General features: G+C 72.1%; 21 protein-coding genes and 1 riboswitch. Of the genes, 9 read left to right on the top strand and 12 right to left on the bottom strand.

Translation table 11 applies throughout. The annotated features are described in order from the left end of the window. Positions 1–29: 29 nt before the first annotated feature. Positions 30–989, top strand: coding sequence for an N-acetylmuramic acid 6-phosphate etherase (gene murQ, locus JXZ78_RS13700; RefSeq protein ID WP_033038774.1), 960 nt, complete (start codon positions 30–32; stop codon positions 987–989). Positions 990–1,055: 66 nt separating this feature from the next. Further along, complete coding sequence (locus tag JXZ78_RS13695; protein ID WP_050502753.1) at positions 1,056–2,606, top strand: PTS transporter subunit EIIC; 1,551 nt, start codon at positions 1,056–1,058, stop codon at positions 2,604–2,606. On the opposite strand, the gene JXZ78_RS13690 is transcribed toward JXZ78_RS13695, so the two are convergent. From JXZ78_RS13690 to thrC, 6 genes are all read right to left on the bottom strand, one after another. Next, positions 2,603–4,102: an alanine/glycine:cation symporter family protein gene (locus JXZ78_RS13690; RefSeq protein WP_030022294.1), complete on the bottom strand. Its 1,500-nt coding sequence runs from the start codon at positions 4,100–4,102 to the stop codon at positions 2,603–2,605. The genes JXZ78_RS13695 and JXZ78_RS13690 overlap by 4 nt on opposite strands. A gap of 185 nt (positions 4,103–4,287) precedes the next feature. Further along, the gene (locus JXZ78_RS13685) at positions 4,288–5,151 is read right to left on the bottom strand and encodes an SDR family NAD(P)-dependent oxidoreductase (protein ID WP_030022295.1); all 864 of its coding nucleotides are present in this window, start codon (positions 5,149–5,151) and stop codon (positions 4,288–4,290) included. Positions 5,152–5,303: 152 nt separating this feature from the next. Then, positions 5,304–6,926 carry a chaperonin GroEL gene (gene groL / locus JXZ78_RS13680; RefSeq protein ID WP_030022296.1) on the bottom strand — a complete coding sequence of 541 codons (1,623 nt, stop codon included), beginning with the start codon at positions 6,924–6,926 and terminating at the stop codon, positions 5,304–5,306. 373 nt (positions 6,927–7,299) lie between these two features. Next, the gene (locus tag JXZ78_RS13675) at positions 7,300–7,503 is read right to left on the bottom strand and encodes a cold-shock protein (RefSeq protein ID WP_003986833.1); all 204 of its coding nucleotides are present in this window, start codon (positions 7,501–7,503) and stop codon (positions 7,300–7,302) included. A gap of 439 nt (positions 7,504–7,942) precedes the next feature. After that, positions 7,943–8,221 carry a MoaD/ThiS family protein gene (locus tag JXZ78_RS13670; protein WP_030022298.1) on the bottom strand — a complete coding sequence of 93 codons (279 nt, stop codon included), beginning with the start codon at positions 8,219–8,221 and terminating at the stop codon, positions 7,943–7,945. Positions 8,222–8,458: 237 nt separating this feature from the next. Further along, positions 8,459–9,748 carry a threonine synthase gene (gene thrC, locus JXZ78_RS13665; RefSeq protein WP_030022299.1) on the bottom strand — a complete coding sequence of 430 codons (1,290 nt, stop codon included), beginning with the start codon at positions 9,746–9,748 and terminating at the stop codon, positions 8,459–8,461. A 17-nt stretch (positions 9,749–9,765) separates the two neighbouring features. After that, positions 9,766–9,923: riboswitch (SAM riboswitch) on the bottom strand. Between the two features lie 163 nt (positions 9,924–10,086). Between thrC and JXZ78_RS13660 the strand changes: the two genes are divergently transcribed. Then, a complete protein-coding gene (locus tag JXZ78_RS13660) occupies positions 10,087–11,034 on the top strand; it encodes a glucosyl-3-phosphoglycerate synthase (protein ID WP_030022300.1) in 948 nt (315 codons plus the stop codon). A gap of 100 nt (positions 11,035–11,134) precedes the next feature. Then, positions 11,135–12,595: an alpha,alpha-trehalose-phosphate synthase (UDP-forming) gene (locus tag JXZ78_RS13655; protein ID WP_030022301.1), complete on the top strand. Its 1,461-nt coding sequence runs from the start codon at positions 11,135–11,137 to the stop codon at positions 12,593–12,595. 36 nt (positions 12,596–12,631) lie between these two features. Here the strand turns inward: JXZ78_RS13655 and otsB are convergent, their stop codons facing one another. The 3 genes from otsB to JXZ78_RS13640 all read right to left on the bottom strand — a co-directional run bounded on the left by otsB (position 12,632) and on the right by JXZ78_RS13640 (position 15,235). After that, positions 12,632–13,486: a trehalose-phosphatase gene (gene otsB, locus JXZ78_RS13650; protein WP_030022302.1), complete on the bottom strand. Its 855-nt coding sequence runs from the start codon at positions 13,484–13,486 to the stop codon at positions 12,632–12,634. A gap of 104 nt (positions 13,487–13,590) precedes the next feature. Then, positions 13,591–13,860: a DUF3263 domain-containing protein gene (locus tag JXZ78_RS13645; protein ID WP_030022305.1), complete on the bottom strand. Its 270-nt coding sequence runs from the start codon at positions 13,858–13,860 to the stop codon at positions 13,591–13,593. Positions 13,861–13,963: 103 nt separating this feature from the next. Continuing rightward, positions 13,964–15,235, bottom strand: a complete 1,272-nt coding sequence (locus tag JXZ78_RS13640; protein ID WP_030022307.1) for an extracellular solute-binding protein — start codon at positions 15,233–15,235, stop codon at positions 13,964–13,966. A 330-nt stretch (positions 15,236–15,565) separates the two neighbouring features. Here JXZ78_RS13640 and JXZ78_RS13635 point away from each other — a divergent pair, with 330 nt between their 5' ends. The 3 genes from JXZ78_RS13635 (at position 15,566) to JXZ78_RS13625 (ending at position 18,999) form a co-directional block, all read left to right on the top strand. Further along, positions 15,566–16,498, top strand: a complete 933-nt coding sequence (locus tag JXZ78_RS13635; RefSeq protein ID WP_030022309.1) for an ROK family protein — start codon at positions 15,566–15,568, stop codon at positions 16,496–16,498. Continuing rightward, positions 16,498–17,709: an N-acetylglucosamine-6-phosphate deacetylase gene (nagA, locus tag JXZ78_RS13630; protein ID WP_030022310.1), complete on the top strand. Its 1,212-nt coding sequence runs from the start codon at positions 16,498–16,500 to the stop codon at positions 17,707–17,709. The genes JXZ78_RS13635 and nagA overlap by 1 nt, the downstream gene beginning before the upstream one ends. A gap of 360 nt (positions 17,710–18,069) precedes the next feature. Continuing rightward, positions 18,070–18,999: a 1-phosphofructokinase family hexose kinase gene (locus JXZ78_RS13625; RefSeq protein WP_030022311.1), complete on the top strand. Its 930-nt coding sequence runs from the start codon at positions 18,070–18,072 to the stop codon at positions 18,997–18,999. 73 nt (positions 19,000–19,072) lie between these two features. Here JXZ78_RS13625 and JXZ78_RS13620 read toward each other — a convergent pair whose 3' ends face one another. Together JXZ78_RS13620 and cdgB are read right to left on the bottom strand one after the other, a co-directional pair. After that, positions 19,073–20,044 carry a carbohydrate-binding protein gene (locus tag JXZ78_RS13620; protein ID WP_030022313.1) on the bottom strand — a complete coding sequence of 324 codons (972 nt, stop codon included), beginning with the start codon at positions 20,042–20,044 and terminating at the stop codon, positions 19,073–19,075. Between the two features lie 258 nt (positions 20,045–20,302). Further along, a complete protein-coding gene (gene cdgB / locus JXZ78_RS13615) occupies positions 20,303–21,991 on the bottom strand; it encodes a diguanylate cyclase CdgB (RefSeq protein WP_030022314.1) in 1,689 nt (562 codons plus the stop codon). A 355-nt stretch (positions 21,992–22,346) separates the two neighbouring features. On the opposite strand from cdgB, the gene JXZ78_RS13610 reads away from it, so the two are divergent. Further along, positions 22,347–22,895 (top strand): flavin reductase family protein, encoded by a 549-nt coding sequence (locus JXZ78_RS13610; RefSeq protein ID WP_078624481.1) that lies wholly within the window; start codon positions 22,347–22,349, stop codon positions 22,893–22,895. 301 nt (positions 22,896–23,196) lie between these two features. Here JXZ78_RS13610 and arfB read toward each other — a convergent pair whose 3' ends face one another. Then, entirely contained in the window at positions 23,197–23,634 is a 438-nt protein-coding gene (arfB, locus tag JXZ78_RS13605) for an alternative ribosome rescue aminoacyl-tRNA hydrolase ArfB (protein WP_030022316.1), read from the bottom strand. Positions 23,635–23,857: 223 nt separating this feature from the next. Here arfB and JXZ78_RS13600 point away from each other — a divergent pair, with 223 nt between their 5' ends. Next, positions 23,858–24,433, top strand: a complete 576-nt coding sequence (locus tag JXZ78_RS13600; protein ID WP_030022317.1) for a TerD family protein — start codon at positions 23,858–23,860, stop codon at positions 24,431–24,433. Positions 24,434–25,664 lie beyond the last annotated feature (1,231 nt).

Genomic DNA, 25,664 nt, shown 5'->3' with positions numbered 1-25,664 from the left:
GTACGCGCCCGGAAAGAGCCGCCACCGCCATGACCTCCCCCGCCGAGTACGCCCAGCTGCGCGCCCAGCTCGACACGCTCACCACCGAAGCCTTCCGGCCCGAACTCGCCGAGATCGACCGGCTGTCCACCCTGGAGATCGCCCGCACGATGAACGGCGAGGACACCACCGTCCCCGCCGCCGTCGCCGACCGGCTCCCGGAGATCGCCGCCGCCATCGACGCCACCGCCGAGCGGATGGCGCGCGGCGGCCGGCTGGTCTACGCGGGCGCGGGCACGGCCGGCCGCCTCGGCGTGCTGGACGCGAGCGAGTGCCCGCCCACCTTCAACACCGACCCGTCGCAGGTCGTGGGCCTGATCGCGGGCGGCCCCACCGCCCTGGTCGCCGCCGTCGAGGGCGCCGAGGACAGCAAGGAGCTGGCCGCCGCCGACCTGGACGCGCTGGGTCTGACCGCCGACGACACGGTGGTCGGCGTCTCCGCCTCCGGCCGCACCCCGTACGCGATCGGCGCCGTCGAACACGCCCGCGCGGCCCGCGGTGCGCTGACCGTCGGCCTGTCCTGCAACGCGGGCTCGGCGCTGGCCGCGGCCGCCGACCACGGCATCGAAGTCGTCGTCGGGCCCGAACTCCTCACCGGCTCCACCCGGCTGAAGGCCGGCACGGCGCAGAAGCTGGTCCTCAACATGCTCTCGACCATCACCATGATCCGGCTGGGCAAGACCTACGGGAACCTGATGGTGGACGTCCGCGCCTCCAACGAGAAGCTGCGGGCCCGCTCGCGCCGCATCGTGGCGCTGGCCACCGGCGCCGGGGACCCGGAGATCGAGGCCGCGCTCGCCGCCACCGACGGGGAGGTCAAGAACGCCATCCTGGTCGTCCTGGCCGGGGTCGACGGGCCGACGGCGGCCCGGCTGCTGGCCGACTCCCGCGGCCACCTCAGGGCCGCGCTGCACACCGCCCTGCACACCCCGCCCCTTCAGGACGGCTGACCGGCCAGGCGTTCCCGCCGCCGCCAGCCCGTCCCGGCACGTACGCACAGCAAGGCACCACATCACATGTCCGATGAGAAGAACCGCGCCACCGCCGCCGCGCTCCTCCCTCTGGTCGGCGGCGCCGCCAACGTCACGTCCGTCGCCCACTGCATGACGCGGCTGCGCCTCGGCGTCGCGGACCGCTCGCTGGTCCGGGACGACGCCCTGAAGGCGCTGCCCGCCGTCCTGGGCGTGGTGGAGGACGACACGTACCAGATCGTGCTGGGTCCGGGGACGGTCGCCCGCGTCACCCCGGAGTTCGCCGCCCTGGTCGACGCCGGCCGCGACGCGTCCCCCGCCCCCGACACCTCACCGCAGCCCTCACCGGCAACCTCACCGACAACCCCTGACAGCACCGATCCCACCCCCACTCCCATCCCCTCCACCGCCGAAGACCTGGCCGCCCAGGGCGCCGCCCTCAAAGCCCGCCGGAAGGCCAGGAACGCGACCCCGGTCAAACTCTTCCTCCGCCGGATCGCCGACGTCTTCGTCCCGCTGATCCCCGCCCTCATCGGCTGCGGCATCATCGCCGGACTGAACGGCCTGCTGACCAACTTCGGCGTACTGCCCGCCCTCGTCCCGGCACTGGCCGCCATCGCCTCCGGCTTCATGTCCCTGATCGCGGTCTTCGTGGGCCACAACACCGCGAAGGAGTTCGGCGGTACGCCCGTCCTGGGCGGCGCGGTCGCCGCGATCATCGTGTACGCGGGTGTCGCCCAGGTGAGCGCCTTCGGCCAGCAGCTCTCACCGGGCCAGGGCGGGGTGCTCGGCGCCCTGGGCGCGGCGCTGCTCGCCGTCCAGGTCGAGAAGGCGTGCCGCCGGTACGTCCCCGAGGCGCTCGACGTCCTGGTCACGCCCACCGTGACCGTACTGGTCTCCGGCCTGGTCACGCTCTTCGGCCTGATGTTCCTGGCCGGCGAGGTCGCCACCGCGATCGGTACGTGCGCGAACTGGCTGCTCGCCCACGGCGGCGCTGCGGCCGGGTTCCTGCTCGGCGGCCTCTTCCTGCCGCTCGTCATGCTCGGTCTGCACCAGGCCCTGATCCCCATCCACACCACGCTGATCGAGCAGCAGGGCTACACGGTCCTGCTGCCCATCCTCGCGATGGCCGGCGCCGGCCAGGTGGGCGCCGCCCTCGCGGTCTACTTCCGCCTGCCCGGCAACCGCTCGATCCGCAGGACCGTCAGGTCCGCGCTGCCCGCCGGGTTCCTCGGTGTCGGCGAACCCCTCATCTACGGCGTCTCGCTGCCGCTGGGCCGCCCGTTCGTCACCGCCTGCGTGGGCGGCGCGTTCGGCGGCGGCTTCGTGGGCCTGTTCAACCAGCTCGGCACGACGGCCGGCTCCACCGCCATCGGCCCGTCGGGCTGGGCCCTGTTCCCCCTGCTCAAGGGCGACCAGTCCCTCGGCGCCACCCTCGTCGTCTACGCCCTCGGCCTGCTGATCGGCTACGCGGCCGGCTTTCTGGCGACGTACTTCTTCGGCTTCGGCAAGCAGGCACTGGCGGACCTGAACGCCGCCACGGGGGCGCCGGTGGACGGCGCCCAGCGGCTGGGGGCGGACGGCGCGAGAGGCTAGGCCGTCCCCGCCCCCGCCGTCTCCCGGCGCCCGGGCGCCGTCGGCGTGTCCGGCCAGCACTCCACCCCCGTCAGATCCGGCATCCGGGACCGGGTGAACACCGGGTCGAGGCCGGACCGGCGCTGGGCCGTGTAGTCGTCCAGGAGGCGGAAGGCGATGGCCGAGAGGGGGATGATGGCCAGGAGGTTGATGAGGGCCATGAGGCCCATGAAGACGTCGGCGAGGTTCCAGATGACGCCGACCGAGCCCAGCGCGCCGAGGAAGACGACCGCGAGGACGAGGGCGCGGTAGACGGGCAGGACCCAGGCGCGCCGCGTCATGAAGCCGATGTTGGACTCGCCGTAGTAGTAGTTCCCGATCATGGAGCTGAAGGCGAGCAGGAAGACGACGGCCGTCAGCACGTGACCGGCCCAGCCGCCGAGCGTGTCGGTCAGCGCGGACTGGGTGAGGTCGGCGCCCTGCCGGCCGCCCAGTTCCGGGGTGGTCGTCAGGATGATGAAGGCGGTCATCGAGCAGATCAGCAGGGTGTCGAAGAAGACGCCGAGGGACTGGACGAGCCCCTGCTTGACCGGGTGGGTGACCTCGGCGGCGGCGCCCGCGTTCGGCGCCGAGCCCAGGCCCGCCTCGTTGGAGAACATGCCGCGCCGGACACCCTGCTGGATCGCCGCGCCGATCCCACCGGCCGCCAGCTCCTTGAAGCCGAACGCGCCGCCGACGATGTCGCCGAGGACCCGCGGCAGGTCGCCGAGGTTGAGGAGGACGACGGCGGTGCCCAGCAGCAGGTAGACGACGGCCATGACCGGTACGAGGACGGTCGTGACGGAGGTGATGCGGCGGACGCCGCCGCAGATCGCGACGCCCAGCAGGACGGCCAGCAGCAGGCCGACCGCCGGGGCGAACCACGACGAACCGCTGCCGGAGACGGACCCGGAGGCGACCGAGGTGATCGTGTTGGACTGCACGGCGTTGAAGACGAACCCGAAGGTCACGGTGATGGCGACCGCGAACAGCACGCCGGGCCAGCGTTTCCCGAGCCCGCGCTGCATGTAGTAGGCGGGGCCGCCCCGGTACGTACCGGAGGGGGTGCCGTCCCCGTCCTTGCCGTCCCCGTCCTTGTCGTCACGGACCTTGTAGAGCTGGGCCAGCGCCGACTCGACGAACGCCGAGGCGCCGCCGACGAGGGCCATCACCCACATCCAGAACACCGCTCCGGCGCCGCCCAGGGTGATGGCGGTGGCGACGCCCGCGATGTTGCCCGTACCGACCCGCGCGGCCGCCGAGATGGTGAAGGCGCCGAAGGACGAGACCGGTTTGGTGCCGTCCGCCCTGGGCTGCGACTTGTCCTTGAGCACGCGCAGCATCTCCGGGAAGAGCCGCAGCTGCACGGCCCGGGAGCGGACCGTGAAGTACAGGCCGGCGCAGACCACCAGCGGTATCAGCAGGTAGGTCCAGAGACCGTCGTTGACGGCGACGATCAGGGAATCGAGCGTGCTCATGGGGCGTCCTTGCGGGGCGTCCGGGGTACGGGGACGGCCATCGCGGAAGATCACCTTCCGGTGAGGCTCCGAAAAGTATGGCCGCCATGCCCATACCAGTACCAGCGCCGCCTTACATGCCGAATCTCACAGAAAGTGACATAACGGCGGCGACGGTGTGTCCGGGCGGCCGCCCCGCCCGGCCCTCACATGGCGCAGCCGTGCAGCCCGCCGTCCACCACCAGGTCCTGCCCGTTGACGTACGACGCCTCGCCGGACGCCAGGAAGGCCACCGCGTCGGCGATCTCCTCGGGCCGCGCGAACCGGCCCGCCGCCGTCTGCGCCCGCAGCTTCTCCGCCTCCGCCACGCCGATGTCCGAGCCCGCGAACATCGGCGTCTCGACGTAGCCGGGGCTGACCGAGTTGACGCGGATCCGGCGCCCGGCGAGCGCCGCCGCGAGCGTCCTGGCGAGGTTGAGCGCGGCGGCCTTGGTCGCGGAGTGCAGGGTGGCGTCCGCCTGCCCGCGTTGCACCAGCGACGAGGCGTTGATGACCACCGCGCCACCGTCCCGCAGCAGCGGGAGCGCCCGCTGGACGGTGAAGAACACGCCCTTGAAGTTCACGCCGACCGCCTGGTCGAAGTCGGCCTCGGTGATCTCCTCGAAGGGCGCGGCGGCGTACCGGCCTGCGTTGGCGAAGATGATGTCGAGGTGCCCGAAGCGGTCGCGCACCGCCTGGACCGCGGCGTCCAGGTCGGCGACGGAGGCCGTGTCGGCCCGTACGCCGAACACCCGGTCCGCCGCGTCACCGGCCGCCCGCTGCCCCGCCCCCGTCGCATCCGCAACGGTTGCTTCGCCGCCCGTCACCGCCTCCCGCGCCTGCTCCCTCAGGTGCGCCACGGCGGTGTCGAGGCGGCGCTCGTCGCGGCCGCACACCACCACCCGCGCGCCGTCCGCGAGCAGCCGCCGCGCGGCTGCCAGGCCCACTCCACTGCTTCCGCCGGTGACCAGGGCGACCGTGTCCGCGGTGAACCGGTCCGGTCGGGCGGTCTGCCCGTTTCGAGTCGTCATGGGGCGATCGTGCCCCGTCGGGCCGGGGGCAACGCAAGGACCGCCGTACGGAAGGACGTACCGGAGACCGCACCGCGAACGCCGCTGGGGCGGCACCCCCCTGGGAGGAGGAGTGCCGCCCCAGCGACCTGAGGACAGATGATCCGGGAGGATCAGAAGTCCATGTCACCGCCCGGCATGCCGCCCGGAGCGGCCGCGGCGGCCTTCTCCGGCTTGTCGGCGATGACGGCCTCGGTGGTCAGGAACAGCGCGGCGATCGACGCGGCGTTCTGCAGCGCGGAGCGCGTGACCTTGGCGGGGTCGATGATGCCCTCGGCGATCATGTCGACGTACTCGCCGGTCGCGGCGTTCAGACCGTGGCCGACGGCCAGGTTGCGCACCTTCTCCACGACAACGCCGCCCTCAAGGCCGCCGTTGACGGAGATCTGCTTCAGCGGGGCCTCCAGCGCCAGCTTCACAGCGGCGGCACCGGTGGCCTCGTCGCCCTCCAGCTCCAGCTTCTCGAAGACCGAGGAGGCCTGCAGCAGGGCGACGCCACCGCCGGCGACGATGCCCTCCTCGACGGCCGCCTTCGCGTTGCGCACGGCGTCCTCGATGCGGTGCTTGCGCTCCTTGAGCTCGACCTCGGTGGCGGCACCGGCCTTGATGACGGCCACGCCGCCGGCCAGCTTCGCCAGACGCTCCTGGAGCTTCTCGCGGTCGTAGTCCGAGTCGCTGTTCTCGATCTCGGCGCGGATCTGGTTGACGCGGCCCTGGACCTGCTCGCTGTCACCGGCACCGTCGACGATGGTGGTCTCGTCCTTGGTGATGACGACCTTGCGGGCGCGGCCCAGCAGGTCGAGACCGGCGTTCTCCAGCTTGAGGCCGACCTCCTCGGAGATGACCGTGCCACCGGTGAGGATGGCGATGTCGCCGAGCATGGCCTTGCGGCGGTCGCCGAAGCCCGGAGCCTTGACGGCGACGGACTTGAAGGTGCCGCGGATCTTGTTGACGACCAGGGTCGACAGGGCCTCGCCCTCGACGTCCTCGGCGATGATCAGCAGCGGCTTGCCCGACTGCATGACCTTCTCCAGCAGCGGAAGGAGGTCCTTCACGTTGGAGATCTTCGAGTTGACGATGAGGATGTACGGGTCGTCGAGCGACGCCTCCATACGCTCCATGTCGGTGGCGAAGTACGCCGAGATGTAGCCCTTGTCGAAGCGCATACCCTCGGTGAGCTCCAGCTCCAGACCGAAGGTCTGGGACTCCTCGACGGTGATGACGCCTTCCTTGCCGACCTTGTCCATGGCCTCGGCGATCAGCTCGCCGATCTGGGTGTCGGCGGCGGAGATGGAGGCGGTCGAAGCGATCTGCTCCTTGGTCTCCACGTCCTTGGCCTGCTCCAGCAGGGCGGCGGAGACGGCCTCGACGGCACGCTCGATGCCGCGCTTGAGGGCCATCGGGTTGGCGCCGGCGGCCACGTTGCGCAGGCCCTCGCGGACCAGGGCCTGGGCCAGGACGGTCGCGGTCGTCGTGCCGTCACCGGCGACGTCGTCCGTCTTCTTCGCGACCTCCTTGACCAGCTCGGCGCCGATCTTCTCGTACGGGTCCTCGAGCTCGATCTCCTTGGCGATGGAGACACCATCGTTGGTGATCGTGGGGGCGCCCCACTTCTTCTCGAGGACGACGTTGCGGCCCTTGGGGCCAAGGGTGACCTTGACGGCGTCGGCGAGCTGGTTCATCCCGCGCTCGAGACCGCGCCGTGCCTCCTCGTCGAACGCGATGATCTTGGCCATGTGAAGTGGTCCTCCCGGACTGGGGGTCCCCCCGGACTGCGTCTGGGGGAGGGTGGATACTCCGGACCGCGCTGGCGCCCGCGACGGACGGTTCACGAGCCGGTGGTTCCTTGCCCCACCTGCCCGCGGACCTCACCGAGTCGGTCCTTAGCTGTCACTCTCACTCGTAGAGTGCTAACGCAATGATTAGCACTCGACCCATGAGAGTGCAAGCGCGTTGGCGGGAGCCATCCCCAACTCGTTCGGGTGGCAAACCAGAGCCACCCCGATGACCTGGCACTCCCCGCATCACCCCACCGCCCCACCCAAACACAGAAGGCCCGCGCCCCCCACAGGGGACGCGGACCTTCGTACGCAGCAGTCGGTCGGCGCTTCAGCCGGCCACGCGGACCATGTCCGCCTGCGGCCCTTTCTGGCCCTGCGAGATCTCGAACTCGACCCGCTGACCCTCCTCAAGGGTGCGGTAACCGTCCATCTGGATCGCGCTGTAGTGGACGAATACATCCGCACCACCGTCGACCGCGATGAAGCCGTACCCCTTCTCCGCGTTGAACCACTTGACGGTGCCCTGAGCCATGCCTAACTCCCCTATTACTGGCCCTTGCACAGGACCGCACTCCGCGGACCCGGGTCAGACCTCACCCCCCGACAGGAGGGGGTGTGCGCCGGAACGCGTCGACCGCCGCTGAATGTATCTGTCCAACTGCCCAGCGCAACAGGTCAGTCGGACGAGAATTCTTCTCGCGAACAATCGCAAATATGCGGAGAAAAGCCCATACGTCAGGGCAAGTCGGGCCGGGCAAAGCTCACCAACACGACAAATCATGTCCACACTTCGCGCACAACTTGCCGAGCCTTCATCGGCGTTCGGCGTGCGCTGGACGAGGAATCACCTCAACTGTATCGCCTTTAACAACACGGAATCGCCCCGTCCGCTTCGTGGCGGAGGGGGCGATTCCAGCCGTTGGCTCCAGGAAGGGCCGAAAGAGATCGTTACGGCGTCCCGGGCGGCCGGCTCAGCAGCCGCCGGCCACCGCCGGGATGATCGAGACGCCCGCGCCGTCCGGCGTCGGCGTCGCCAGGCCCTGCTCGAAGCGCACGTCGTCGTCGTTGACGTAGACGTTCACGAAGCGGCGCAGCTTGCCGGTGTCGTCCAGGACACGGGCCGCGATACCGGCGTGGTTCTGCTCCAGGTTCTCGATGACCTCGGAGAGGGTCGCGCCCTCGGCGGCGACCTCGGCCTGGCCGCCGGTGTAGGTGCGCAGGATGGTCGGGATGCGGACGTTGACGCTCATGATGTTCTGCCTTCCAGATCGCGGGAGGGTGCGGTGGGGCGGCGGGCGCGGGCGTACCGGCGGCCGCGGGGGGGGGGCGGACGGAGGTACGCCGACGCGCGCTGATGGGTGCGGATGCGCGCCGACGGGTGCGGTTGCGTACCGACGCGCATCGGTGTGAGCCGACGCGTGCCGGTGTGCACCAACGCGCACGGGCGCGCGCGACCGCGCACGGGTGTGTACGGCCGCGCGCGGCGGTCAGCCCGCCAGGCCGGCGGCGCGGAACGCTTCCAGGCTCGGGCGGATGGTGGCCGAGGGCCCGGTCGTGGGCGCCACGGCGTCCAGCGTCTTGAGCCCGTCGCCGGTGTTGAGCACGACGGTGGTCAGCGCCGGGTCGAGCAGCCCGTTCTCGATCAGCTTCTTCGTGACGCCCACGGTCACGCCGCCGGCGGTCTCGGCGAAAATGCCCTCCGTACGGGCCAGCAGCTTGATCGCATCGACCACCTGCGCGTCGTCGACGTCCTCGACCGCGCCGCCGGTGCGCCGGGCGATGTCCAGCACGTACGGGCCGTCGGCCGGGTTGCCGATGGCCAGCGACTTGGCGATGGTGTCCGGCTTCTGCGGCCGTACGACGTCGTGGCCCGCCTTGAAGGCGGTGGAGACCGGGGAGCAGCCCTCCGCCTGGGCACCGAAGATCTTGTACGGCCTGTCCTCGACCAGGCCGAGCGCGATCAGCTCCTTCAGCCCCTTGTCGATCTTCGTGAGCTGGGAGCCGGACGCGATCGGGATGACGATCTGGTCCGGCAGCCGCCAGCCGAGCTGCTCGCAGATCTCGTACGCGAGGGTCTTGGAACCCTCGCCGTAGTACGGGCGCAGGTTGACGTTGACGAAGCCCCAGCCCTCGCCGAGCGGGTCGCCGATCAGTTCCGAGCAGAAGCGGTTGACGTCGTCGTAGGTGCCCTCGATGCCGACCAGCTCGCCGCCGTAGACCGCGGCCATGACGACCTTGCCCGCCTCCAGGTCGTGCGGGATGAACACGCAGGAGCGGAAGCCGGCCCGGGCCGCCGCCGCGCCGACCGCGCCGGCGAGGTTGCCGGTGGAGGAGCAGGACAGGGTGGTGAAGCCGAAGGCGCGGGCGGCCTCGACGGCGATGGCGACGACGCGGTCCTTGAAGGAGTGCGTCGGGTTGCCGGAGTCGTCCTTGACGTACAGGCCGCCGGTGACACCCAGCTCACGGGCCAGGTTGTCGGCCTTGACCAGCTTGGTCAGGCCGGGGTTGAGGTTGGGCTTGTCCGCGACGTCGGCCGGGACGGGCAGCAGCGGCGCGTACCGCCAGATGCTGTTGGGGCCCGCCTCGATCCGCTCGCGCAGACCCTCGGGGTCACCGGCCGGCAGGTCGTACGCCACTTCCAGCGGCCCGAAGCAGGACACGCAGGCGAAGATCGGACCGAGATCGAAGCGCTCGCCGCACTCGCGGCAGGACAACGCGACGGCGGGGCCGAGGGAGACGCTGGCGGACGGGGTGCTTTCGACGGACTGCACAGCCATGGAGGCGAGGCCCTTTCTCCTCATCTTCCTCGCGACGCATCTCGCCGCGAGACGGAATTGGCACCTTCCCGAGCCGGGAGCCTCGCGGGCCGCACACACTGTGCGGCGACGGAGACCGGCTGGAGGGTTGCCGGGGCTTCAACGGGCCGTGTCCCTCTGCCCCTCTGGATGAGCGGTATGGCGCTGGGCCGGGGCCCAGGCGTTTGTCGCGCCGACCCCGGCATGTCCGGGGCGTTCGCGTTGTTCAAGACTGTAACCGAAGGGCCGGGCGGTCGAGACAGCCGTCCGCACCGCGAGATGGATCACATCGCTGGTCCGGGAACGAAGGAGACCCGCACGTGCTGGAAGAGGTGGAGCGCTGGCTGGCCGGCCGGTCCTGGTCGGCCGTGGACCGCCCGCTCGACCGGCTGCTGGCCGCGAAGCGCGAGACAGGACAGACGGTCTCCGTCGTGCTGCCGGCGCTCGACGAGGAGGCGACGGTCGGCGCGATCGTCGAGGCGATCCGTACGGAGCTGATGACCCCGTCGGCGCCGCTCGTCGACGAGCTGGTGGTGCTGGACTCCGGGTCCACGGACGGTACGGCGAAGATCGCGGCCGAGGCGGGCGCGCGGGTCGTCCACCGGGACGAGGTGCTGCCGCGGCTGCCCGCGCTGCCCGGCAAGGGCGAGGTGCTGTGGCGCTCCCTGCTGGCGACCGGCGGCGACATCGTCTGCTTCGTCGACGCCGACCTGCGCGAGTTCGACCCGGGCTTCGTCTCCGGGATCGTCGGCCCGCTGCTGACCGACCCGGACGTGCAGTTCGTCAAGGGCATGTACGACCGTCCGCTGGGCGAGGCGGCGGGCCAGGGCGGCCGGGTCACCGAGCTGGTCGCCCGGCCGCTGCTGAACCTGCACTGGCCGCGGCTCGCCGGGTTCGTGCAGCCGCTCGGCGGGGAGTACGCGGCCCGCCGGTCGCTGCTGGAGCGGCTGCCGTTCCCGGTGGGCTACGGCGTGGAGCTGGGCCTGCTGGTCGACGCGCTGCACACGGTGGGGCTGGACGCGCTGGCGCAGGTGGACATCGGCGTGCGCAAGCACCGCCATCAGAGCGGCCAGGCGCTCGGCAGGATGGCGGCGGCCATCTACCGCACCGCACAGCTGCGGCTGGCCCGCGGCCATCTCGTGCGCCCGCGGCTGACCCAGTTCGAGCGCGGTGAGACCGGTTTCGTGCCGCGCACCTGGGACGTGGACACCGAGGAGCGGCCCCCGATGGCGGAGATACCGGAGTACGCGGAGCGCCGGGCGGCGTGACGCCGCCGGTCCAAAGCCCGGTTCCGGCGCGGCGTAAACCGTGACGTTCCGCCTCCGCTCCGCACGTTTGAGCGGATGGGTGGCGGGCTAGTCTCGCAACATGGTCTCCGAGCGTTCTGGTGCCAAGGTTCTCGTCGCGTCCAACCGCGGTCCGGTCTCGTACACGAAGGGGGACGACGGCACGCTGACCGCGAAACGCGGTGGTGGCGGGCTGGTCTCCGGTCTCTCCGCGATCGGTCCGGACGCCGGCGCGGTGTGGGTGTGCGCCGCCCTCGGCGACGGCGACCGCGAGGCCGCCCGCCGCAGCGGCGGCCACCTGGACACCGCCGACACGGGCGGCCAGCACGTACGCATGCTGGACATCCCCGCCGACGTCTTCACCGACGCCTACAACGGCATCGCGAACTCGGTGCTGTGGTTCGTCCACCACCTGCTCTACCAGACGCCGCTGGAGCCCTCCTTCGACGACGGATTCCGCGCGCAGTGGGCGTCGTACGAGGCGTACAACGCGGCCTTCGCGGACGCGCTCGCCGACGAGGCCGCGCCCGGCGCCGTGGTGCTCGTGCAGGACTACCACCTCACGCTGGTGCCGGGGCTGCTCCGCGCCCGCCGCCCCGACCTGCGCATCGGCCACTTCTCGCACACGCCGTGGGCGCCCGCCGACTACTTCCGGATGCTGCCGGACGACGTGGCCGAGGCGGTGCTGCGCGGCATGCTGGGCGGTGACCGCGCCGCGTTCCTGACGCGGCGCTGGGCCGAGGCGTTCGCGGAGTGCTGCGCGGCGGTGCTGGGCGCCGAGGTGGCGCGCGACGGGGACGGCGGGCTGAGCATCGTCCATGAGGGCCGGACGACGCGGCTCGGCGTGCACGGCCTGGGCGCGGACGCGGAATTCCTGCGGGAGCGGGCGCACCGTCCCGACGTGGACGAGCGGCTGGCGGCGCTGCGCGAGCAGATCGGCGGGCCGGACCGGAAGACGATCGTCCGGGTGGACCGTACGGAGCTGTCCAAGAACATCGTGCGCGGGCTGCGCGCCTACCGGGCGCTGCTGGCCGGCCGCCCCGAGTGGCGCGAACGGGTCGTGCACATCGCGTTCGCCTACCCCTCCCGCCAGGACCTGGAGGTCTACCGCGCCTACACCGACGAGGTCGGGCGGCTGGCCGAGGAGATCAACGAGGAGTACGGCACCCCGGGCTGGCAGCCGGTCGTCCTGCACGTGAAGGACGACTTCGCGCGGTCGCTGGCCGCCTACCGGATCGCCGACGTGGCACTGGTCAACCCGATCAGGGACGGGATGAACCTGGTCGCCAAGGAGGTCCCGGTGATCTCCGAGGCGGGCTGCGCGCTGGTGCTGTCCCGGGAGGCCGGGGCCTACGCGGAGCTGGGCGAGGACGCGGTGTGCGTCAATCCGTACGACATCTCCGCCACCGCCCGCGCGCTGCACGAGGCGCTGTCCATGGAGGACGGCGAGCGGGCCGAGCGCACGAAGCGGCTGGCCGCCGCGGCCACCGCGCTGCCGCCGGACCGGTGGTTCCTCCAGCAGCTGCGGGCGCTGGAGCAGTAGCGGCGCCGGGGCCCGGGAGGGCCCCGGCCGCGTCCGTCAGGCGGGCGCCCCCAGCCGGTCCGCGAGGGCGTGCAGCAGCGCGACGACACCCGTCGGGCCGTCCACGACCAGGTCCGCCCGGCCCGCCAGCTCGGCGACCTCCGCGCTGCCGCTGCACACCAGCACCCCGGCCAGGCCGTCCGACCGCAGCTTGTCCACGGCGGAGTAGGCGGCGAGGTCGCCGAGGTCGTCGCCCCCGTACAGCACGGTGGTGGCGCCGGTCTCCCGTACGTACTCGGCGAGCGCGACGCCCTTGTCCATGCCGGGCGGCCGCAGTTCGAGGACGTACCGGCCGGGCTCGACGATCAGGCCGTGCCGTTCGGCGAGCGCGTACAGGGGCTCGCGCAGCAGCTCGAAGGCGGCCTGCGGGTCCTCGGCGCGGCGGGTGTGCACGGCGATGGCGCGGCCCTTGTCCTCCACCCAGGAGGCGTGCCAGGCGCCCAGCTTGTCCAGGACGCCGGGGAGCTCGGCCTGTACGGCGGCGACGCCGGGCGGCGGCGCCGGCGCCCGTACCGTGCCGGTGGCCGCGTCCCAGCGCTCGGCGCCGTAGCCGCCGAGGACCACCAGCCGCTCCAGGCCCGGCGCGTCCGTGAAGCCGCCGAGGCGGACCGCGACGCCGGCCGGGCGGCCGGTGATGACCACCAGGGAGCACAGCCGCGGCGCGAGGCGGGCCAGCGCGGCCACGGCGCCGGGGTGGGCGCGGGCCTTCTCGGGGTCGGGCACGATGTCGGCGAGCGTGCCGTCGAAGTCGAGAGCGAGCACGGCTCGGCCGGGGCTGTCCAGCAGCGCGGCGAGACCGTCCCGGCCCGCTTCGGTGACCGGTGTCGGCAAGGAGTTCGGGGGGCTGCCCATGACGACGACATTACCGGTCGCGTGCGGGCGGGTGCCGGGTACGGGTGCATCGGCGGCGGAACGGCGTCACCGGCGGCCCGTGCGGCCGCGCCCGCGGCTGACGCTCAGCGGCGGCCGCGCCGGGCCTCGCGGACGCGGCGCAGCCGGTTGACCGTGACCGGGTCGTGGGCGAGCGCCCGCGGGTCGTCCAGCAGCGCGTTCAGCAGCTGGTAGTAGCGGGTCGGCGAGATGCCGAGCCGCTCGCGGATGACCCGCTCCTTGGCGCCCGGCCGGGGCCAGGAGCGGCGCTCGACGCCGAGCACCGCCTCGTCCTGCGGGGACAGTGCTCCTATGCCACCGCCTCCGGTGCCGCCGTCGGTGCCGTCGCTCGTCATCACCCGTCCACGATAAGGCCGCGGTACGACAATCCCCCGCCGACGGCCCGGGGCCGGTGGCGGGGGAGCCAGGGGCCCCGGGGGTGCCGGGGCGCGCGGCGGGTCACTTGGCGGTGTTGTCCGCCTCGTTGGCCGTGTTCTGGATGTCGCTGAGCACGCCGGCCGGGTTGCCGTTGGCGCCCACCGCCTTGCCCATCTTGGCCTTGACGGTCTTGCTGACCAGCGGCCACGAGGTCTTGTCCGCGGGGTAGAACTCGGCGGTGGCCAGCTGGCTCAGGAAGCTGTGCAGCTTGGCGTACTTGGAGTCGGCGAGCATCGCCTGGGACCCGGAGGTGGTCACGGGCAGCAGCCCGTAGCCGCCGGAGAAGTCCATGACGTTCTTCTCGCTGTAGACGAAGTCCAGGAACTTGCCGACCTGGCTGCGGTGTCCGTTCTGCTTGAACGCCGTCATCCAGTCGGCGACGCCCATGGTGGCCTTGGCCTTGCCGGCGGGGCCCGGCAGCTCGACGGTGCCGTACTCGACGCCCTTGGCCTCGGCCTGCTTCATCAGGGTGGGGTGGCCGTTGAGCATCCCCACGTCACCGGCCGCGAAGGCGTCGAACGCGTCCTGGCGGTTGAGCTTGGCCGGGTCGACGCCGGTCAGGCCCGGGCCGACCAGGTCCTTCTTCAGCCATTCGAAGGTCTTGACGTTCTCACGCGAGTCGATCGTGTACTTGCCGATGTTGTCGGTGTAGCCGCCGCCGCCACTGAGCATCCACATCAGCGTCTCGGCCTGCGTCTCCTCCGGGCCGAGCGGCAGCGCGTACGGCATCTTCACGCCCTTGGCCTTGAGCTTGGCCGCGTCGGCCGCGACCTGCGCCCAGGTCTCGGGCGGGTCGGTGATGCCCGCCTCGGTGAAGAGCTTCTTGTTGTAGAACAGGCGGCGGGTGCTGGCGCCGAAGGGCATCCCGTACTGGCGGCGCTGGTACTCCCCCGCCTGGGCGAGGGCGGGGACGAAGTCGGCCTGGACGGGGATGCTGAGCAGCTGGTCGGCGCCGTAGAGCTTGCCCTCGGCCGCGTAGTCGGCGTACGCGCCGATCTGCGCCATGTCGGGCGCCTTACCGGACTTGACCAGGTCCTCGACCTTTTTGTCGACGTCCTTCCAGCTGTAGACCGAGACGTCCACCTTGATGCCCGGGTTCTTCTTCTCGAAGTCCTTGACCAGCTTGTCCCAGTAGTGCTGGGAGGAGTTCGCCTCGTTGTCGCCGTAGTCCGCCGCGATGAGCTTGAGCGTGACGTCGCCACCGTCGCCCGTACCGCTGCCGCAGGAGGACAAGGTGAGCGTCATGGCCGTGGTGAGTCCCGCTGCCGCCAGGCTCAAGTACCGCCGCTGCACTGCCATTACCGCCTTTTGTCCCGAATGTTCCGTGCTTGCCGGGGAATGCCCGGTGGCTTCAGAGGTCCACCCTCAACCGGCATGAACAACGAGTCTCCCCCGTTTACCCACACAAGGTCTACACCACCCCTCATTTCGCTTGCGTATCGCCTGTCACACGCGCAGGTCACGGTGGTACGGCAGCGGCCGTCCGGGACGGAACCACATCGTCTCCCGGCAGGCAGAAGCGCTCCCCCCATCGGGTGCCGGTACGCCGGCCGCACGAGCGGAACCACGCCATCCCCGCGAGTGGACTAGACCTTTCATGGCCGATCGCGCGAAACTGTCCCCGTGAGACACGTCATCGCCCTTGATGTGGGCGGCACCGGAATGAAGGCCGCCCTGGCAGGCGCGGACGGCACGCTGCTCCACGAGGCACGGCGCCCCACCGGCCGCGAACGCGGCCCGGAAGCGGTCGTCGCCTCGATCCTGGACTTCGCCGAGGAACTGCGCGAAACCGGACGGCAGCGGTTCGGCGGCACCGCCGCGGCGGCCGGCGTCGCCGTCCCCGGCATCGTCGACGACGCGCGCGGCATCGCCGCGTACTCCGCCAACCTGGGCTGGCGCGACGTCCCCCTGCGCGCCCTGCTCTCCGAGCGCCTGGGCGGCGTCCCGGTCGCCCTCGGCCACGACGTCCGCACCGGCGGCCTCGCCGAGGGCCGGATCGGCGCGGGCCGCGGCGCCGACCGCTTCCTGTTCGTACCGCTGGGCACCGGCATCGCCGGCGCCATCGGCATCGAGGGCCGCATCGAGGCGGGCGCGCACGGCAGCGCGGGCGAGATCGGCCACATCGTCGTACGGCCCGACGGCCCCGCGTGCGGCTGCGGCCAGCACGGCTGCCTGGAGACACTGGCCTCGGCCGCCGCCGTCGGCCGCGCCTGGGCCGAGGCCTGCGGCGACCCGCGGGCCACCGCCGCCGACGCCGCCAAGGCCGTCGAGTCCGGCGATCCCCGCGCGCGGGCCGTCTGGCAGGACGCGGTGGACGCCCTCGCCGCCGGCCTGGTCACCTCGCTCACCCTGCTCGACCCGCACACGCTGATCATCGGCGGCGGACTGGCCGAGGCGGGCGACACGCTGTTCGAGCCGCTGCGTGCGGCGGTCCGCTCCCGGGTGACCTTCCAGCGGCTCCCCCTGATCGTTCCGGCTGCGCTCGGGGACGCCGCCGGCTGCCTGGGCGCAGGTCTGCTCGCCTGGGATCTTCTCTCCACGGAGGTAACTGCCTGATGCCGCTGCAACAGTCCGGGGACAGCGCCCCGAACCCCCGGCGCACCGTCCTGACCGGCGCCCGGGTCGCCCTGCCGTCCGGTGTGGCCGACGCGGGCCTGGTGGCCTTCGAGGGCACCCGCATCACCGACGCGGCGGACGCCGCCGGGGCGACCGCCGCGGCCCCCGGCGACCAGGTGATCGACCTGACCGGCCACCTCGTCGTCCCGGGCTTCGTCGACATCCACGTGCACGGCGGTGGCGGCGGCTCCTTCTCGTCCGCCGACCCCGAGGAGTGCCTGACGGCGATCCGCACCCACCGGCGGCGCGGCACCACCACCCTGCTCGCCTCGACCGTCACCGGCGACCTGGACGACCTGTCCCGGCAGGCCGCCGTCCTGTCCGAGCTGACCGAACAGGGCGAGCTGGCCGGCATCCACTTCGAGGGCCCGTTCATCTCCCCGCACCGCTGCGGCGCCCACCAGCCGGGCCTGCTGCGCGACCCCGACCCGGCGGACGTGCGCAAGCTCGTCGACGCCGCGCGCGGCACCGCGAAGATGATGACGCTGGCGCCCGAGCTGCCCGGCGGCCTGGACTCCGTACGGCTGCTCGCCGACGCGGGCGTGATCGCCGCCATCGGCCACACCGACTCCTCGTACGACGCGACCCGCGAGGCCATCGACGCGGGCGCCACCGTGGCCACCCACCTGTTCAACGCGATGCCGCCGCTCGGGCACCGCGCGCCGGGGCCGATCGCCGCGCTCCTGGAGGACGAGCGGATCACCGTCGAGCTGATCAACGACGGTACGCACCTGCACCCCGCGGTCCTGGAGATGGCCTTCCGGGACGCGGGCGCGGACCGGGTCGCCTTCATCACCGACGCGATGGGCGCGGCCGGCATGAACGACGGCATGTACCCGCTCGGCCCGATGACCGTCGAGGTCAAGGACGGTGTCGCCCGTATCGCCGACGGCCCCACCGCCGGTTCCATCGCGGGCTCCACCCTCACCCTCGACCGCGCCTTCAAGCGCGCGCTCACCATCGACGGACTGACCGTCGCGCAAGCCGTACAGGCCCTGTCCGGCAACCCGGCCCGGCTGCTCGGCGTCGCCGACCGCACCGGCTCGATCGAGGCGGGCAAGGACGCGGACCTGGTCGTCCTGGACGCCGCGTACGACCTGGTGGGCGTGGTGCGGCGCGGGGAATGGGTGGTGCGGCCGGCGGGGGTGTGAGGGGCGTACGGGACTGCGGGGCGGAGGTTTGAGGGGCGTACGGATGGCGTACGGGACGGCGGGGCGACGCGGTACGAGGCGGCGTACGGGACAGCGGGACGGAGCGCCTGCGCCTGCGTGACCTGAGTGACGCGCGGTAGGGCCGAACGGGCTCCGGCACGTGCCACGTGGCCGGTTCGGGGTGCCCGGACCGGTGCAGACCATGTGGCGGTCGGCCCAAGGGCTGGGCCAACCACCGCTCGCGATGGCATGATCGCTGCGCACTCGCGCACCAGCGCACCGGTCCGTCCCGTACGGACCCACCGGCCGCCGGCCCGGTGTGCCGCCGTCTGTCCACGTACGTTCCGGGGAGGGGGAACCATGATCCTCACGGTCACGCTGAACGCAGCCCTCGACATCACCTACCGCGTGCCCCGGCTCCAGCCGCACTCCACGAACCGCGTCACCGAGGTCTCCGAGCGCCCGGGCGGCAAGGGCCTGAACGTCGCCCGGGTGCTGACCGCGCTCGGCCACCGGGCGGTCGCCACCGGCTTCGCGGGCGGCGGCACCGGCGACGCGCTGCGCTCGCTGCTCGCCCAGGAGACCTCGGTGACCGACGCGCTGGTCCCGGTCGGCGGCGCGACCCGGCGCACCGTCGCCGTCGTGGACGAGTCCACCGGCGACACCACCCAGCTCAACGAGCCGGGCCCGGCCGTCACGCCCGCCGAGTGGGACGCGTTCATGTCCACCTACCGCGAACTGCTCGCCGACGCGCGGGCGGTGGCCCTGTGCGGCAGCCTCCCGCCGGGCGTCCCCGTCGACGTCTACGCGCGGCTGACCCGCGCCGCCCGTACGGCGGGCGTGCCCGTCCTCCTGGACACCAGCGGCGAGCCGCTGCGCCGCGGCCTGGCCGCCCGCCCCGACCTCGCCAAGCCCAACGCCGACGAACTGGCCGCCCTCACCGGCTCCACCGAACCGTTGCGTGCCGCCCGCGACGCCCGCCGCCGCGGCGCCCACACGGTGGCCGCCTCCCTGGGCGCCGACGGCATGCTCGTGGTCACCGCGGACGGCGCCTGGCAGGCCGCCCCGCCCCGCCGCATCGCCGGGAACCCGACCGGCGCCGGCGACTCCGCGGTGGCCGGGCTGCTTTCCGGACTGGTCGAGGACCTGCCCTGGCCGGCCCGCCTGGCGCGCGCGGTGGCCCTGTCGGCGGCGACGGTACGGGCTCCGGCGGCGGGGGAGTTCGACCGGGACACGTACGAAGAACTGCTGGGGCGCGTGACGGTGACGGAGCATCCGGTGGCGGCGTAGGGGGCGTACGCCGTGGCGGCCCGGCCCTTCCGGGTGAGGCCGAGTGCTCCCGAGTACTGCTGCGGGCCGCGCCTCAGCGCTTCACGTGCCCCGCCTTGAGGTAGACCCGGTCGAGATTGACCTCGCACTGGTCGCCCTGCTCACAGGAGATCTTGATCGTGTTGGTGCCCTGGTTGAGGCTGATCCACCGATAAGTGGTCGTCCAGCCCTTGTCCCAGGCGCCCTCGGGGCCGTGCGCGAAGTTCGACATGTTGATCTGGTCGGGCTTGCCGCCGTTCACCCCGAGGGACGTCTTCATGTCCTTGCCCGGCACGCCGTAGTCGACGAGCAGGGTGTACTCACCGCTCTTGGGGACGTCGACCGACCAGGTGGCGGAGGCGCCGACCTTGTTCAGCGACACGTAAGCGCCGTTCGCCGCCTTGGCGCCCGGTACCGACTTGTCGGTGCTCGCCTCCGGGCTGAGCGAGAGCGAGGCCGCGGCCTCCTTCGGCAGCGGCCCCTGGGACGGCTTGCCGGACGGCTTCTCGCTGGGCTTGACGGACTCGCCGGCCGTCGGGGTCGGGTCGGCGCCGCCCGCTTCGTCCTTCTTGTCACCGTTGCTGTTGGTGATCATGGCCACGCCGATGCCGATGCAGACCACCGCGACGACCGAGACCGCGCCGATCAGCAGCCCCTTGTGGTTGCGCCGGGGCGCGCCGCCGGTGCCGTGGCCCGGGGGCGGGCCCTGGCGGGCGTTGTCGCCGCCCGGGAGCGTCTCGGGGGCCGCGTAGTGGGCGTTCTGCTGCCCGTACGGCGGCTGGTTCTGCTGACCGTACGGCGGCTGCTGCGCGGGGACCTGCTGCTGGCCGTACTGGCGCTGTCCGTACTGGCGCTCGCCGACCGCACGCACCTGGTTGTACGACGCACGCGGTACGCCCGGCCGACGCGCTGCCGAGCCGCCGCCCGCCGCGCCCTGCGCGCCGCCCTCGCCGCCCTCGGAGCGGTAGAGGTGGGCGAACGGGTCGTCGTCCTCGGGCGTGCCCGCACCGTTGTTGCCGGCCGTCATTCCGTGTCACTCCCCAGCGGTCTGTGCGAGATGGCTGTGCTGATCTTCGGGCCCCCGGCGGCGCCCCGCCGCATCGGCGCAGCCTACCCCTTTCGAGCGATGCCACGCCGAGCCGGAACGGCCACAGGACCGCTACGGAAACGCGCGGCGGAGGCCCTGCGCGCCCCGGGCAGGAGGCGTGACACGGCAGTCCGGGGCGCACCGGGGCACCGGACCGCGCGTTCGGTCAGCGCACAACCGGTCGGCCCGCGCCCCCGCTCACCCCGCGCGCCGGCTCGCCTTCGAACGGGACCGCTTCTCGACGTACATCCGCTGGTCGGCGGATTGCAGGACCTCCTCGGCGGACATCCCGCAGGCCGCCCATCCGATCCCGAAGCTCGCGCCGACCCGTACGCCGCGCCCGTCCACCCGGATGGGCGGGATGATGCCGTTGCGCAGCCGGACCGCGAGGTCCTGCGCGTCGGCCTTGCCCAGGCCGTCCGCGAGCACCACGAACTCGTCGCCGCCGAGCCGGGCGACCGTGTCGCCGTCCCGTACCCCGTTGGTCAGCCGCCGGGCCACCTCGATGAGCACCGCGTCGCCCGTGTGGTGCCCGAACCGGTCGTTGATCGACTTGAAGCCGTCCAGGTCGCAGAAGAGGACCGCGAGGCCCTTGGCGCCGTCGTCCTCCGGTCCGTCCGACGGCGCGATGACGTGGACATGGTGGTCGTACGGTCCGGCCGGCCCCCGCTCCGGGCCGTCGGCGGCGTCGTACCCGTCGAAGACCTCGGGACCGTCCGAGCCGAACCCGTGCGCCTCCTGGAAGGCGGCGACCGACGCGGCGGAGGCGGCCGAGGCGTACGCGTCCGCGTCCGAGCCGGGCGGGCGCGAACACAGCCGGGCGCCGAGCCGCGCCCGCAGCTCGGCGCTGTTGGGCAGGCCGGTCAGCGCGTCGTGGCTGGCGCGGTGCGCGAGCTGGAGTTCGTGGCGCTTGCGCTCCTCGATGTCCTCGACGTGGGTGAGCAGGAAACGCGGGCCGTCGGCGGTGTCGGCGACGACGGAGTTGCGCAGCGAGACCCACACGTACGTGCCGTCGCGGCGGGCGAGCCGCAGCTCGGCGCGGCCCCCCTCGGCGGAGGTGCGCAGCAGGGTGCCGATGTCCTCGGGGTGCACGAGGTCGGAGAAGGAGTAGCGGCGCATCGCGGAGGCCGGGCGGCCCAGCAGGCGGCACAGCGCGTCGTTCGTACGGTGCAGCCGGCCGTGCTGGTCGCCGCCCATCTCGGCGATGGCCATGCCACTGGGCGCGTACTCGAACGCCTGCCGGAAGCTTTCCTCACTGGCGCGCAGGGCCTGCTGCTCGCGCTCCAGGCGGACCAGCGCGCGCTGCATGTTGGCACGCAGCCGGGCGTTGCTGATCGCGATGGCGGACTGGAACGCGTACATCTGCAACGCCTCCTGCCCCCACGCGCCGGGGCGGCGGCCGTTGCGCGGCTTGTCGACGGAGAGCACGCCGAGCAGCTCGCCCCCGCCGTTCGCGGCCGTGTACATGGGTGCGAAGAGGCGGTCCATCGGGTGCCACTCGTCGGGGAAGCGCGGCTCGGGCCCGGCGGCGTGCCACTGGGGCACGTCGTCGTCGTCCAGCACCCAGCCCTCGGTGTGCGGGATGAAGCACAGGCCGCCCCAGCGCTCGGCCATGTTCAGCCGGCGGTCCCACGAGCCGCGGGAGCCGACCCGGCCCGCCATGAGGGCCTCGGCACCGGCGCTGCCGGCGACCGCGGCCACCACGAGGTCACCGTCCGGCCGTACGAGGTTGACCGCGGCCAGCTCGTACCCGAGCCCCGTGATCACTCCGTCGGCGACGGTCTGCAGGGTGTCTGCAAGGCTGCGTGCGGTGTTCAGCTCGGCGACCACTTGGTGCAGCTGCCTCAGGGTCGCAAGACGGACGTATGGCTCCGACTCGGTCTCCATCGCTCGCTCTCCCCGAGACCTCGACAGCAACTCCAGGATTCTGTGTCGTCCGATTGCCACGGCCACTGAATCACAGTGAGCTGTTCACTCGGTACACAGGGTCAACAATTACCGGCTGCTGTGACTCAAGTCACAGAGCGTGGCGGCCATTTGATGATCTTCAAATAGGCGCCGTCGGAGGCACTTCTACAATTCCTGAACGCAAATCCGGACGCACGACGCACTCGTCCGCCGGACCTAGGCCACGCCTGGTCCCCGGGCCCGATGCGAGCAGCCTACGGCCCCCGTTAGCGTTCATGGCGTGTTCACGAAAACCTCCGCCGCCACGCCCGGCGATCGCCCCGCGGCGCCCGCCATGCCACTCTCCGCGCCCGGTGGAGGGTCGATCCCCCATCCTGGAGGGGTGAGTGACGACGAGTTCCGCGCCGCCCTGTCCCGGCTCGCCGCCGGGGTCGTACTGATCACCGCGCACGATCCGGAGGACGGGCCGCGCGGCGAGGATGTGGGCATGACCGCCACGGCCTTCATGTCGGTGTCGCTGGAACCGCCCTTGGTGATGGTGAGCGTTCGCAACGACTCCCGTATGGACGACCTTCTGGAGCATCAGCCCCTCTGGGCGGTTTCGGTGCTGTCGCAGGGGCAGCGGCACATTGCGGGCCGGTTCGCCATGAAGAACCGCATCAGCGACCGACTGCTCTTCGAGGACATTCCTACGGAACGGGGCGAACAGGCCGGAGCCCCCCTGATCGGCAACGCCCTGGCCCACCTGGAATGCCGCACGGAACAGCGGGTCGTGGCCGGCGATCACACGCTGGTGATCGGGCGCGTCCTGGCGGCGGACGTGGCGGGGGACGACAAGGGGCCGCTGACGTACTTCCGGGGGAAGTATCGGCATTTGGGGTGAGGGGGCGGTTGGGGTGGTGAGGGGGTGGCTGGGGTGGTGAGGGGGTGGCTCGGCCTGGACCGGGGCAGTCCGGGACGGGGCAGGCCGGGTCGGGTCGGGGGCAGGAGCTACGCGACCAAACGCCGGGCCGGAGGGCAGGGGCTCCGGGAGCTACGAGGCTACGGCCGCCACGGGGCTCTACGGGCGCCCCGGGGCTACGCGGGCCATAGGCCACTGCCGAGGAGGCGGCTCGGAGACTCGGAGACTCGGAAGCTTGGAGACTCGGAGACTCGGAAGCTTGGAGACTCGGAGGCTTGTGGCTTCAACTCCAGTCGCGGCCGGAGCGGCCGCGCTTGACGTCGCCGCGCTGTTTCTTCTCCCGCAACCGGCGTTCGTTGATCCCGCGCGGTATCCGGCTCTTGCGCCGGGGCTTGGGCGGCGGCGCGGTGACCTCGGCGAGGAGCGAGGCGAGCCGTACGGCGGCGGTCTCCCGGTTGCGCCACTGGGAACGGTGCTCGGAGGCCCGTACGGACACCACTCCGCCGTTCAGCAGCCGGCCGCGTTCGGCCAGCCGCTGGAGCGCCCGTTCCTTCCACACCTCGGGCAGCGCATCGGTGGCCGCGACGTCGAAACGCAACTCCACCTGGCTGTCCGACGTGTTGACGTGCTGCCCGCCGGGCCCCGAGGAACGCGTGAAACGCCATACCAGCTCGGCCTCCGGAAGAGCGACCGAACCGCGGATGACATAGGGCCCTGACATGCCCCCATGATCCCGCGTCCACCCGCTCCCGTCACCTTCTTTTGCCGCATCCCCCGGCCGCCCGCCTTCGCACGGGGCCCCTTCCCGCCCCCCGGCATCAGGAATTGGCAAAGAAAGTAAAGGGAGCTGGAACCCGACGGTCCCTTCGTCGCGTTGTGCAGGGTGACGGTAGCTTCGTCCGCAGTACGGAGCCCGACGATTCGACGAGGAAAGGGACATCCCCATGGCTGTAAGCCTGTCCAAGGGCGGCAACGTCTCGCTCACCAAGGAGGCACCGGGCCTGACCGCCGTCACGGTCGGCCTCGGCTGGGACGTCCGCACCACCACCGGCACGGACTTCGACCTCGACGCGAGCGCCATCGCGGTCAACACGAGCGGCAAGGTCTACTCGGACCAGCACTTCGTCTTCTTCAACAACAAGGTCACGCCGGACCAGTCCATCGAGCACACCGGTGACAACGTCACCGGTGAGGGCGAGGGCGACGACGAGCAGATCAAGGTCAACCTGGCGGCCCTCCCGGCCGACATCGACAAGATCGTCTTCCCGGTCTCGATCTACGACGCCGAGAACCGCAGCCAGAACTTCGGCCAGGTCCGGAACGCCTTCATCCGCATCGTCAACCAGGCCGGCGGCGCCGAGATCGCCCGCTACGACCTGAGCGAGGACGCGGCCACCGAGACCGCCATGGTCTTCGGCGAGCTCTACCGCAACGGCGCCGAGTGGAAGTTCCGCGCCGTCGGCCAGGGCTACGCCTCCGGCCTGGTCGGCATCGCGAAGGACTTCGGCGTCAACGTCTGACCCCGGACCTCCTCCCCCGACGCAGCCCCCTCCGGAGCCCCCCGCCCCAGACCGGTCTGCGCCTCGGAAAGCCACACCCCGCACCCCGCCAAGACCAAGGTCTTGGCGGGGTGCGGTGCATGGGGGGGGTGGGTTGGTGTGAGGCGCGGTGCTTGCGGAGGGACCGGAGCTCGGGGCCGGAAGCGTCGCTCGGACTGGGAGGGACAGGGCCCGGGGCCGGAAGAGTCACCCGGACTGGGAGGGCTGGGCTCGGGGCCGGAAGAGTCACCCGGACCGGGAGGGACAGGGCTCGGGGCCGGAAGCGTCACTCGAACTGGGAGGGCGGGGCTCGGAGCCGGAAGAGTCACCCGGACCGGGAGGGACAGGACCCGGGGCCGGAAGAGTCACCCGGACTGGGAGGGACAGGGCCCGGGGCCGGGAGCGTCACCCGGACTGGGAGGGACAGGGCCTGGCGTGGGCGCGTCGCTTGAGGCCGGAGAGGTCTTGGGGTGAGGGGGCGGGGCTTGGGGTTAGAGGGGGGCGGGCTTGGGGTGGGCGCAGCGCTTGAGGCCGGGGCAGCGTTTGAGGCCGGGCCAGCGCTTGAGGCCAAGGGCGCTTGGGTTGTGGGGCGAGGCTGTGGGGCGAGGCTCGCTATGGCGTAGGCAGGTCATTTGGGGCCAGGAGCCTTGGAAATGGAGGGGACGAGGCCTACTTCGAGGCGCTTGAGGCCGGAGGCGCTTGGGGTACGGGGCGAGGCTTGCTATGGCGCGGGCGGGGCGCTCGGGGCAGAAGGGGGCGGGGCTTGTTGTGCGGAGGACGCGACGCTCGAGGCCAGGAGTGCTTGGGGCCGGGGCGCTTGGGGCCAAGGGTCTCGGGGTGGGAGGGCGTGAGGCTTGCTGCAGAACGTAGCGCCTGGGGTTGGTGCGTCGCTTGAGATGGTGAACGGGGCTTGCTGCGGGATAGGCAGGGCGCTTGGGACCGAAAGGGCCTGGGGACGCAGATTGCCGTGATGTTCGGCCTTGGCGGGGTGTGGATGCCCCAGGCCATGCCAGCCTTGGCGGGGCGGGGACGCCCCAAGCTCTGAGGGTGTGCCCCGGCCCTCGCAGGACCCCCAGTGAGTAAGTGCCGCACGGCGAGGGCAGGCCCGTCGCACACCCACAACGACTTGTCGTTGCGTTCGCAGTGGCCCCCGCACGTTCGGGGCGAGCCCATGCGCCCACGGGGCACAGCCCTGCTGCCCGCACGGCGAACA

Origin of the sequence: Streptomyces monomycini, assembly GCF_022271435.1 — a bacterium.
Classification (GTDB): Bacteria; Actinomycetota; Actinomycetes; order Streptomycetales; family Streptomycetaceae; genus Streptomyces; species Streptomyces monomycini.
The sequence above is the reverse complement of the archived record's forward strand: the minus strand, read 5'-3'. Positions and strand labels throughout refer to the sequence as shown.